This window comes from [Phormidium] sp. LEGE 05292, from assembly GCF_015207735.1.
Classification (GTDB): domain Bacteria; phylum Cyanobacteriota; class Cyanobacteriia; order Cyanobacteriales; family Aerosakkonemataceae; genus Floridanema.
Window position 1 is genome coordinate 1 of sequence record NZ_JADEWG010000178.1, and the last position, 11937, is coordinate 11937.

5 protein-coding genes are annotated in these 11937 nt (G+C 42.2%); 4 read left to right on the forward strand and 1 reads right to left on the reverse strand.

From position 1 onward, the window contains the following. Positions 1-582: 582 nt before the first annotated feature. The 4 genes from IQ264_RS28300 to IQ264_RS28315 all read left to right on the forward strand — a co-directional run bounded on the left by IQ264_RS28300 (position 583) and on the right by IQ264_RS28315 (position 9995). Positions 583-6702 (forward strand): HAMP domain-containing protein, encoded by a 6120-nt coding sequence (locus IQ264_RS28300; RefSeq protein ID WP_193985288.1) that lies wholly within the window; start codon positions 583-585, stop codon positions 6700-6702. Positions 6703-6775: 73 nt separating this feature from the next. After that, positions 6776-7609, forward strand: coding sequence for a CheR family methyltransferase (locus tag IQ264_RS28305; RefSeq protein WP_193985290.1), 834 nt, complete (start codon positions 6776-6778; stop codon positions 7607-7609). Continuing rightward, positions 7609-8184, forward strand: coding sequence for a chemotaxis protein CheB (locus tag IQ264_RS28310; protein ID WP_193985292.1), 576 nt, complete (start codon positions 7609-7611; stop codon positions 8182-8184). Before IQ264_RS28305 ends, IQ264_RS28310 begins: the two co-directional genes overlap by 1 nt. A gap of 83 nt (positions 8185-8267) precedes the next feature. Next, positions 8268-9995 carry an ATP-binding protein gene (locus tag IQ264_RS28315; protein ID WP_193985295.1) on the forward strand — a complete coding sequence of 576 codons (1728 nt, stop codon included), beginning with the start codon at positions 8268-8270 and terminating at the stop codon, positions 9993-9995. A 390-nt stretch (positions 9996-10385) separates the two neighbouring features. On the opposite strand, the gene IQ264_RS28320 is transcribed toward IQ264_RS28315, so the two are convergent. Then, positions 10386-11933: a HAMP domain-containing methyl-accepting chemotaxis protein gene (locus IQ264_RS28320; RefSeq protein ID WP_228061890.1), complete on the reverse strand. Its 1548-nt coding sequence runs from the start codon at positions 11931-11933 to the stop codon at positions 10386-10388. Positions 11934-11937 lie beyond the last annotated feature (4 nt).

The following is an 11937-nucleotide window of genomic DNA, read 5'->3' on the forward strand; positions in this document are numbered from 1 at the left end:
CACCTCCCCATCTCCCCATCTCCCCTTGGCATATCTTAGCTAAATTGCACAAAACTCCCTCTTTATATAGAAGATTTGTAATCAACAGAAATGTTAATCAATACCTTTTTCTAGTTATCAATGTTGTGGTGTTGTCTTCGCGTTTATAGCTGTTTTAACAAGAACGCTGAAGCGCAACAACGTACCAAAGAGAATATGGTTATTTCCAAAACTTTATTACACATATCATGCCATCTTTGCGATCGCAAAACCTGTTCCGTAGCTTATCTCTGTTTGTCAGGTACAACAGTTACATAAGTATTAGATATAGCAAAGGCACTCATCCAGAAAGTACCAATCACAGGAAACAAACTGAAGATTAACTTACCGTAAGTTAGTTACTTTTTTTGTGACAATTGCCACCTTTAGTAACAAAAATATAATATTTCATCCTACATCTACCCTGCGATAGAGAGCATTGAACCCGGATTGCGCTGGATAATTGTGCCAGATATAACTTTGACACTTTTGCTACTGCAAGAAGGCGGAAGTCAGAAGGAATAACTCTAAATAAAAACAGAAACAGTAATTAAAGAAAAGACTATGGCAACGGCACAAACAACTATAGACAGCGATCAACTAGACCTCAAACAACTGTTAAGAACATTAACCGAAGTCAAAAAGGGGAACTTCGGGACGCGAATGCCGATCGATCAAACAGGCATGGCGGGCAAAATTGCCGACACTCTCAACGATATTATTGAGATGAACGAACGCATGGCGGCGGAACTCGATCGCATTAGCAACGTCGTCGGCAAAGATGGGAAAATTTACGAACGTGCTTCTTTGGGGGGAAGTGTTAAAGGGGCGTGGAAAAATTCGATCGACTCCCTCAATACTTTAATCACCGACTTAGTACAACCTACAGCTGAAACTGCTAGAGTCATTCGGGCAGTTGCGAACGGCGACTTATCTCAAACAATTCCTACAGAAATCGAAAATCGACCTTTGCGCGGCGAATTTCTCCAAACTGCCCAGATCGTTAACACAATGGTAGACCAGCTAAACTCCTTTGCGGGTGAAGTTACCAGAGTTGCCAGGGAAGTGGGAACGGAAGGAAAACTGGGAGTTCAAGCTGAAGTTAAAGGAGTTGCGGGGACTTGGAAAGATTTGACGGATAGCGTCAACTCAATGGCAGGAAATTTAACCGCCCAAGTTCGCAACATTGCAGAAGTGACAACGGCGGTAGCAAACGGCGACCTTTCCAAGAAAATTACAGTTAATGTTAAAGGCGAGATTTTAGAACTGAAAAACACGATCAACGTCATGGTGGATCAGCTGAACTCCTTTGCGAGTGAAGTTACCAGAGTTGCCAGGGAAGTAGGAACGGAAGGGAAACTGGGAGTTCAAGCGGAAGTTAAAGGAGTTGCCGGAACTTGGAAAGATTTGACAGACTCGGTAAACTCGATGGCGGGAAACTTAACCGCCCAAGTTCGCAACATTGCGGAAGTGACAACGGCGGTAGCAAACGGCGACCTTTCTAAGAAAATTACCGTTGATGTTAAAGGGGAAATTTTCGAGTTAAAGAGCACTATTAATATCATGGTGGATCAGCTTAACTCCTTCGCTTCGGAAGTAACGCGGGTAGCGAGGGAAGTTGGCGCAGAAGGGAAACTGGGCGGACAAGCGCAAGTTCCGGGAGTTGCGGGAACTTGGAAAGATTTAACGGATAGCGTGAACTTTATGGCGGGAAGTTTAACCGCCCAAGTTCGGAACATTGCGGAAGTGACAACGGCGGTAGCGAATGGCGACTTGTCGAAGAAAATTACCGTTGATGTCAAAGGCGAAATTTTGGAGTTGAAGAACACTATTAATGTAATGGTGGATCAACTTAACTCCTTTGCATCGGAGGTAACGAGAGTCGCCAGGGAAGTGGGAACGGAAGGAAAACTGGGAGTTCAAGCGGAAGTTAAGGGAGTTGCGGGGACTTGGAAAGACTTAACGGATAACGTCAACTCGATGGCGGATAATTTAACCGCGCAAGTTCGGAACATTGCTGAGGTGGCAACTGCGATCGCAGGTGGCGACTTATCGAAGAAAATTACTGTAGATGTTAAAGGCGAAATTCTCGAATTGAAAAACACCATAAATACAATGGTGGATCAGTTAAGTTCCTTTGCATCAGAAGTAACGAGAGTTGCCAGAGAAGTCGGAACGGAAGGGAAACTGGGAGTTCAAGCGGAAGTTAAGGGAGTTGCGGGAACTTGGAAAGACTTAACGGATAACGTGAACTCGATGGCGGGAAATTTAACCGCGCAAGTGAGGAATATTGCTGAGGTGGCGACTGCGATCGCAAAAGGCGACCTTTCTAAGAAAATTACCGTAGCAGTTAAAGGCGAAATTCTGGAGTTGAAAAACACCGTTAATACAATGGTCGATCAACTTTCGGGATTTGTTTCCGAAGTCACCAAAGTTGCTAGGGAAGTGGGAAGCGAAGGGAAACTCGGAGTTCAAGCAGATGTTCGCGGCGTTGCAGGATCTTGGAAAGATTTAACGGACAGCGTAAACTTTATGGCGGGAAGTTTAACCGCCCAAGTTCGGAACATCGCAGCGGTGACGACGGCGGTAGCGAACGGCGACTTATCAAAGAAAATTACCGTTGATGTCAAAGGCGAAATTCTGGAGTTGAAAAACACCGTCAATACAATGGTGGATCAACTCAACTCCTTTGCTTCGGAAGTAACAAGAGTTGCCAGGGAAGTCGGAACGGAAGGAAAACTGGGAGTACAAGCAGAAGTTCGCGGAGTTGCGGGAACTTGGAAAGATTTAACCGACAGCGTGAACTTCATGGCAAGTAGTTTAACTGCCCAAGTTCGGAACATCGCGGAAGTAACAACGGCGGTAGCGAACGGCGACTTATCAAAGAAAATTACCGTTGATGTCAAAGGCGAAATTTTAGAGTTGAAAAACACTATTAATACGATGGTGGATCAACTTTCCGCCTTTGCGTCGGAAGTAACAAGAGTCGCCAGAGAGGTGGGAAGTGAAGGAAAACTGGGAGTACAAGCTTATGTGCGAGGGGTAGCGGGAATTTGGAAAGACCTCACGGACAATGTAAACTCGATGGCAGGAAATTTAACCGCCCAAGTTCGGAACATCGCGGAAGTGACGAAGGCGGTGGCGAATGGCGACTTGTCCAAGAAAATTACCGTTGATGTCAAAGGGGAAATTTTAGAGTTGAAAAACACCATCAACGTGATGGTGGATCAACTTAACTCCTTCGCTTCGGAGGTAACGCGGGTAGCGAGGGAAGTGGGAACGGACGGAATATTGGGCGGACAAGCGGATGTAAAAGGAGTTGCGGGAACTTGGAAAGACTTAACGGATAGCGTCAACTCAATGGCGGGAAATTTAACCGCGCAAGTTCGGGGGATTGCGAAAGTGGTGACGGCGGTGGCGAATGGGGACTTGAAACGCAAGTTAATGCTGGAGGCGAAGGGAGAAATTGAAACTCTGGCGGATACGATCAACGAAATGATCGATACCTTGGCGACTTTTGCCGATCAGGTTACAACAGTTGCGCGAGAAGTGGGAATCGAAGGAAAACTGGGAGGACAAGCGAAAGTACCTGGCGCGTCGGGAACGTGGCGGGCGTTAACGGACAACGTGAACGAACTTGCAGCTAATCTTACTACACAGGTGAGAGCGATCGCAGAAGTTGCCACAGCAGTAACGAAAGGTGACTTGACTCGTTCTATTTCCGTAGAAGCGCAAGGTGAAGTCGCCGCCCTGAAAGATAACATCAACCAAATGATCGCCAACTTGCGCGAAACTACCCAAAAGAATACCGAACAAGATTGGTTGAAAACAAACCTCGCCAAATTTACCAGAATGTTGCAAGGTCAGCGAGATTTGGAAACAGTTTCCAAACTGATTTTATCGGAACTCGCGCCGTTAGTTTCCGCCCAACATGGCGTATTTTACTTGATGGAAAATGGCGACAATCACGCAGCATTCTTAAAATTACTCAGCACTTACGCTTATCGGGAACGCAAAAATTTAGCTAACCGTTTCCATTTAGGCGAAGGTTTAGTTGGACAATGTGCGCTGGAAAAAGAAAGAATTTTAATCACGGAAGTTCCCGGAGATTATATTAAGATAAGTTCTGGTTTGGGTGAATCGCCTCCGTTAAATGCGGTAGTTTTACCAGTGTTGTTTGAGGGACAAGTTACAGCGGTAATTGAACTGGCATCTTTCCGCCGCTTTAGCGAAATCCACTTAACTTTCTTCGACCAACTGACTGAGAGTATTGCGATCGTACTGAATACGATCGCCGCCAGTATGCGGACAGAAGAATTGCTGAAACAATCGCAATCTTTGGCAGAAGAACTACGCAGTCAACAAAAAGAACTCACCGAAACTAACCAACGTCTCGAACAACAAGCGAAAACTCTCCAAGCTTCCGAAGAATTACTCAAACGCCAGCAAGAACAACTGCAACAAACTAATGAAGAATTAGAAGAAAAAGCCGAATTACTAGCAGTCCAAAAACGGGAAGTGGAACGGAAGAACCGCGAAATTGAACAAGCGAGAATCTCCTTAGAAGAAAAAGCCGAACAATTAGCTTTAACTTCTCGCTACAAGTCCGAATTCTTAGCAAATATGTCTCACGAATTACGGACACCGTTGAACAGTTTGTTAATCTTAGCCCGACTGTTAACCGATAACAGCGATAAGAATCTTTCGGAAAAACAAGTTGAATATGCCCGGACAATTTATTCAGCTGGTAACGATTTGTTGGGATTAATTAACGACATTCTTGACTTAGCCAAAATTGAATCTGGCACAATGTCCGTTGAAGTAGACCAGACATTATTTGTCGATTTGCAAAGTCACGTTGAAAGAAATTTCCGCCAAGTAGCGCAAGATAAAAAACTCGATTTTAACCTGCAATTTGATGCAGGATTACCGAGAGCAATATACACCGATTCTAAGCGACTCCAACAAATATTGAAAAACCTCTTAGCTAACGCATTTAAGTTTACTGAAAAAGGTCAAGTAACCTTAAATATCAGAGTAGCAAATCAAGGTTGGAGTCCCGAACAAGCAAATCTTAACCGCGCCAACATGGTAATTGCCTTTGCGGTGACTGATACCGGAATTGGCATTCCCCCAGAAAAACAACAAATCATATTTGAAGCATTTCAACAAGCAGACGGTACAACAAGTCGGAAGTATGGCGGGACGGGTTTAGGATTATCAATAAGTCGTGAAATTGCCCGGTTATTGGGTGGCGAAATCAAGCTGAGCAGTGAAGTAGGCAAGGGTAGTACATTCACACTTTATTTGCCACAAACTTACCTATCCCAAGACGGAGTAAAAAATCGACAAGTTGGTGAAGATCGAAGGAATAAGGAAGAAACGACTTCCTTAATTTCTCCTTCTCCTATAAATAATGGGTCTGGAGAAAAAATAAATACTTCTGGGGCTCCAGTTGTAAGTATACAGTTCCGAGAAATTGAGGACGATCGCGACCAAATTCAACCGGGCGATCGCACTCTGCTAGTAGTGGAAGATGACCTGAAATTTGCCAAAATTTTACGAGATATGGTCAAAGAACAAGGTTTTAAAGCATTAGTAGCAACCAGAGGCGATCAAGGTTTAGCAATGGCGAGGGAATTTAAACCAACAGCGATTATCCTCGATATTCGTCTCCCAGTTATGGATGGTTGGACAGTTCTCGATCGCTTAAAACATGACCCCAATATTCGCCATATTCCGGTTCACATTATGTCAGTGGAAGAAGGGAAACAGCGGAGTTTACAACAAGGAGCACTCGCTTATTTACAAAAACCAATTAGTAGCGAAGCACTAGGTAATGCTTTTGCTAAAATTAAAGAATTTGTCGAACGTCCAGTCAAAAATTTACTAATCGTAGAAGATGACGAAATTCAACGCCAAAGCATTATCGAATTAATCGGTAATGGTGATGTCGTTACCACTGGTGTTGGTACGGGTGCAGAAGCTTTAACTAGACTTAAATCTGGGCAGTATGATTGTTTGGTGCTAGATTTGGGATTGCCAGATATGACTGGTTTGCAATTAATTGAACAAATCAAACTAGAACCAAATTTAGGTTATTTACCGATCGTTGTTTATACCGGAAAAGAACTTACTAACCAAGAAGAAACCGAATTGCGCCGCATTTCTGACACAATTATTGTCAAGGGAGTGCGATCGCCAGAACGTTTGTTAGATGAAACCGCTTTATTCCTGCATCGAGTTCAAGCTAATTTACCTGCACCCAAACGTTTAATGTTGGAACAATTGCAACAAAATGAACCGATTTTATCAGGGAAAAAAGTTTTAATTGTTGATGATGATGTGCGGAATATTTTCGCCCTCACCAGTATGTTGGAAAGTCATCAAATGCAGGTACTTTATGCTGAAAACGGTAGAGATGGAATTTCTGTTTTACAAAATCATCCAGATATTGATTTAGTCCTGATGGATATCATGATGCCAGAAATGGATGGTTATGAAACTATGCAGGCAATAAGGCAAAATCCACAATTCCAAAATCTGCCCATGATTGCTTTAACTGCCAAAGCAATGAAAGGCGATCGGGAAAAATGTATCGAAGCAGGTGCTTCAGATTACATTACCAAACCTGTTGATAACGATCAATTAATTTCATTATTACGGGTATGGCTGTATCGATAGAAACTAAGGGAAATGAGGATAAAGTAAGAAAGGTAAATAGAAAATTTCCTACTTTATCTCCTACCCCCATTTTATGTCCCCTAGACACCCAAATGAATTGGAAGACATTGAAATTAAATTACTACTCGAAGGCATTTATCTCTACTATGGTTTTGATTTTCGTGACTACGCTATGGCATCCTTAAAACGTCGAATCTGGAACATAATTCACGCCGAAAATGTCCACACCGTCTCAGGATTACAAGAAAAGGTGTTACACGATCCTGCTTGTATGGAACGGTTTCTATTAAGTTTGTCGGTAAATGTGACCTCAATGTTCCGCGATCCGAGTTTTTATATTGCCTTTAGAGATAAGGCAATTCCTGTACTACGTACCTATCCTTTTATTCGGATTTGGCACGCAGGTTGTTCTACGGGTGAGGAGGTTTATTCTCTAGCAATACTGATGTTTGAAGAAGGACTATATCATCGTTGTCGCATCTACGCTACAGACATGAATGAAGCTGTGCTTCGTAAAGCCAAAGCGGGGATTATTCCGCTGGATTTAATGCAAGAATACACCCAATTCTATCTTCAGGCAGGTGGCAAAAGTGATTTTTCCGAGTATTACACAGCCGCTTATAATGGAGCACTTATTCGTTCTTTCCTCAGAGAAAACATAGTCTTTTCCCCCCATAACTTAGTGACAGATGCCTCTTTTAATGAATTCAATGTAATTCTCTGTCGTAATGTTTTAATATACTTCAATCGATCGCTCCAAGAGCGAGTCCATAAGTTACTATACGAAAGCTTGCGAACATTTGGCATTTTAGGCTTAGGAAAACATGAAACAATGAAAACAACCGCTTACGAAAATCATTATGAAGAGTTGGATAGTGACGAAAAAATTTATCGGAGGATTGCCTAATGGATTTTAAAATAGTAGTTATAGGTGCATCTTTGGGAGGGTTAAATGCTGTACAGACGATTTTATCGGCATTACCGAAAAATTTGCCTGTTGCAGTAGCGATCGGTCAACATCGTCATCGATCTTCGGATGGAGAATTAATTAGATATTTACAAGAAACAAGTGTATTACCAGTGAGAGAAGCCGAAGACAAACAGCCAATTAATCCCGGAATAGTTTTCTTAGCACCAGCCGACTATCATTTATTAGTAGAACCAGGGTATTTTGCTCTTTCTAAAGATGCACCTGTCACCTTTGCTAGACCATCAATTGATGTTTTATTTGAATCGGCTGCTGATGCTTATGAGGAGCAAGTTATTGGTATAATTTTAACAGGAGCTAGTAGTGATGGTGCTAAAGGATTAGCCAAAATTCAAGCTTACGGAGGAACAGTAATTGTCCAAAAACCAGACACGGCTGAATGTCCAATTATGCCAGAAGCAGCAATTAAAGCCGTAAAAATGCCGCAAATTTTACCTTTAGCTGAAATAGTTCCTTTCTTGAATTCCCAGATCAAATCTCAGATTTTAATTTGAAGCGGAAATCGATCGCCGATCGCTCAAATTTCATCTTCTTCCGGGAAAAATATATGCCATTTCTACCAAGTTGAAATAAGTATATGCAATCTGAACCCAAAGTAAACGTCCTGTTAGTAGACGATCATCCCGAAAATCTAATTGCTTTAGAAGCAATATTAGATGGACTTGGGCAAAATTTAGTAAAAGCAGGTTCAGGAGAAGAAGCGTTACGCTGTTTACTGAATCAAGATTTTGCAGTAATTTTATTGGATGTGCAAATGCCCGGAATGGATGGTTTTGAAACTGCAACTATGATTCGCCAAAGGGAAAGGTCACGCAATACACCAATTATTTTTCTCACAGCTTTTAGTACTAGCGATAACTTAATGTTTAAAGGTTATTCATTAGGGGCTGTAGATTATTTATTAAAACCGATCGATCCCGTTATATTAAATTCCAAAGTATCCGTATTTGTTGACCTATTCAAAAAAAATCTGGAAGTCCAGCACCAAGCTGCACAACTAGCAGCAATGAATGCCGAACTTAAACAAAGCGAAGAGAGATTTCGCACCTTAAGTGCTTGTTCTCCAGTGGGCATATTCCTCACTGATACCTTTGGAAGATGTACTTATAGTAACCCCAAATTTCAGGCAATTTGTGGGTTTATTACGGCAGAAAGTTGGTACGAAGAATTCGCAAATCTGACTTTACCAGAAGATCGAGAAAGCTTATTAATTGAATGGCCTAATTGTATTAGCCAAGGACAACCTTATTCTGGGGAATTTCGGATTTATCAACCCGATAAATCCCTGCGTTGGGTACATATTCGCTCAGCCCCGATGCTTTCTGATAATGGTACATTGTTAGGTCATGTGGGCACAATTGAAGACATTACAGAACGCAAACAAGCAGAAGCAGTACGGGAACAGTTTATCCGCGAACACGCTGCCAGACAGCAAGCGGAAGAAGCTAACCGGATGAAAGATGAGTTTTTAGCAATTTTGTCTCATGAACTCCGCACACCATTAAACTCAATTTTAGGTTGGTCGCGGTTGTTAGTTACGAAAAAATTTGATGAAAAAACCCGAATCAAAGCTTTAGAAACAATTGAACGCAATGCTCGATCGCAAGCTCGATTAGTTAATGATATTCTTGATGTTTCGCAAATTATTCAAGGCAACTTACGATTATCTATTCAACCAGTGAATCTACAGAATTTAATAGAAGTAACTGTAGAAACAGTGCGCCTCCAAGCTGAAGAAAAATCAATTGAGATGAAAACTTATTTATACCCAGATGCGCTGAGAGTTTCTGGAGATCCAGAAAGATTAAGACAAATTTTAACCAATTTGCTTTCTAATGCAATTAAGTTTACTCCCGAATCTGGAGTAATAGAAATTTGGTTAAAATTAGTAGAAACAACAGAAATATCAAGAAGTAATCAATACGCTCAGTTACAAGTAATTGACCAAGGTATTGGCATAAATCCAGAATTTTTACCTCATGTTTTTGATAGTTTCCGCCAAGGAAATAGCAGTATTAGCAGACCTTACGGAGGATTAGGTTTAGGATTAGCGATCGCTCGCCACCTAGTAGAATTACATAATGGAACCATTAGAGCACAAAGCGAAGGCGAAGGTAAAGGCGCAACTTTTACGATCGATTTACCCCTAAACACTTCTACCCCTGAAACTGAATTACCTCAAAAAAAAATCATGAAACATCAGAGTAATGAATATGAAAATGAAGAATTGGGTTGTCAAGTAGAGCGCGATCGGGTTCAAGTTGCCTCTCCCGTACTTGTAGTGGAAAACCTGGGTGCAAAGTGATGGGGGGACAAGGGGACAAGGGGACTCTTGAGAATTTTTACCTTCTGCCTTTCTTACCTTCTGCCTTCTGCCTTCTGCCTTCTGCCTTCTGCCTTCTGCTATATTAGACCTTTTGCAAAAATAGACAATCTCTGTATTCATCTGTGTTTATCTGTGTTTATCTGTGGATATCTGTGGTAAAAACCCACATTCCCCACCCTAAAGTGTCACACTACGAATTTTGGTCAATTGACGATTTGGGACTAGTGGCTGGTCAGATAATTTTAGGTATTTTTAGTAATTTAAGTTACCAGCCACTAGTCCCAAATTATGTGAAAACCGATTGTGCCAGTTAAGGGTGCGGAATGTGGGTAAAAAAACCAAGATTTCTGACTTTTGCAATAAGTCTATTTAAACGATCGCCTTAAGATTGAGAGCGGCTTCATTGAGTTGCTGCATGGTGACTTGAGTTTGGTTGATCCCACTAGCCGTTTCTTTAGCTGCTAAATTTAGGGCATTCATTGCCTCAACAACTTGCTCGATAGCGATCGCCTGCTGCTGGGAACTCAAAGAAATTTGTTGACTATTGAGAAAAACGTGGTTTACAGCATCGGTAACTCCAGCAAAGGCAGATGCTGTTTGTTGGGCAATTTTCACCCCATCTTCCACTGTCTTTGTGCCATCATCCGTAACCATTACAGTCGTATTAATAGTAGTTTGAATATCGGCAATCAAGGTGTTAATCTTCTGGGCTGACTGTTTGCTTTGATTCGCTAGCTGGCGAATTTCGCTAGCCACGATCGCAAATCCCTTGCCAAGATCCCCAGCCCTCACAGCTTCTACAGCAGCATTCAGCGCCAGCATATTGGTTTGAATAGCTATTTCGCTGACTAAATTGGAGATACTGCTAATTTGGGCAGTTTGCTGGTTTAAGTGGCTAATTTGCAATGCGATCGCATCCACTTTATCCTTCAAAGAAGCCATTCCTTCCAGAGTTCGCTCAACCGCTTGGGTACCACCTTCTGCTAATGTTAGTGCTTGTTGCGCTCCACTGGTTGCCGATGCAGCTTGCTGGGCCGATCGACGTGAAGACACCCCCAGTTCATCCATTGCTGTCGTAGTTTGATTAACCGACGTAGCCTGTTGAGTGGTAATTCTTTCCTGTTGAGCGACCATTGCCGCCATTTCACTCGAAGAACTCGTGACTGTCTTGATCATCACAGCAATTTTGGCAGTTATGGTTTTACTTAAGTAGATCCCAAGACCAAACGCAGTTGTTGAACCCACAACCAACCCGAAAATAATCCCAAGGTTGATTTGAGAAACATCTTGAAGGGATGACTTTTGGGCTGTATTAGCAACCTCACTATTAATTTCCAATAACCTTTGCAGATCTTCAGTTGCCATCTCAAATGATTTCGGCTCCTCGTTAGCGAGGAACTTGCTAATCTGGCTAAACTCGGACTCAGAAATATTTCGATCGGAGCGAGCCTCTTGATAGAGTCGCAAAACCTCCTGATGGTCTTGCTTCCATCGTTCCCAATTAATCCGAAATTTTTGGTAGATTCTAGCCTCTTCAGGAGTCTGTGGAGCCGATTCGTATTCTTTAAATCCCGCATCGATTTGCTGCCAAGCTTGTTGAATTCGTTGAAGTTCAACCTCTTTAGCCATCCCACTCAGGTCTGGATTAGCCAGCGCCCGCTCTGATGACTGAATTTGAGTTTGTCCTTCGTTGATTTTCCATAGTCCGCGAATGCTGGGTACGCTATTTTTACTTAAGGTATTAATATGCTCACTAAGTCGTAAACTGCCATTCCATCCCACCACTCCGACAATCAACACGATCGACCCCATAACGCCAAACGCACTAATTAATTGAGTTTGTAATTTAATTTGCTTAAACATAAACATTTCCTTAATACTTAATTCATAAGAACCCTTATCCCCCCATCTCCCCATCTCC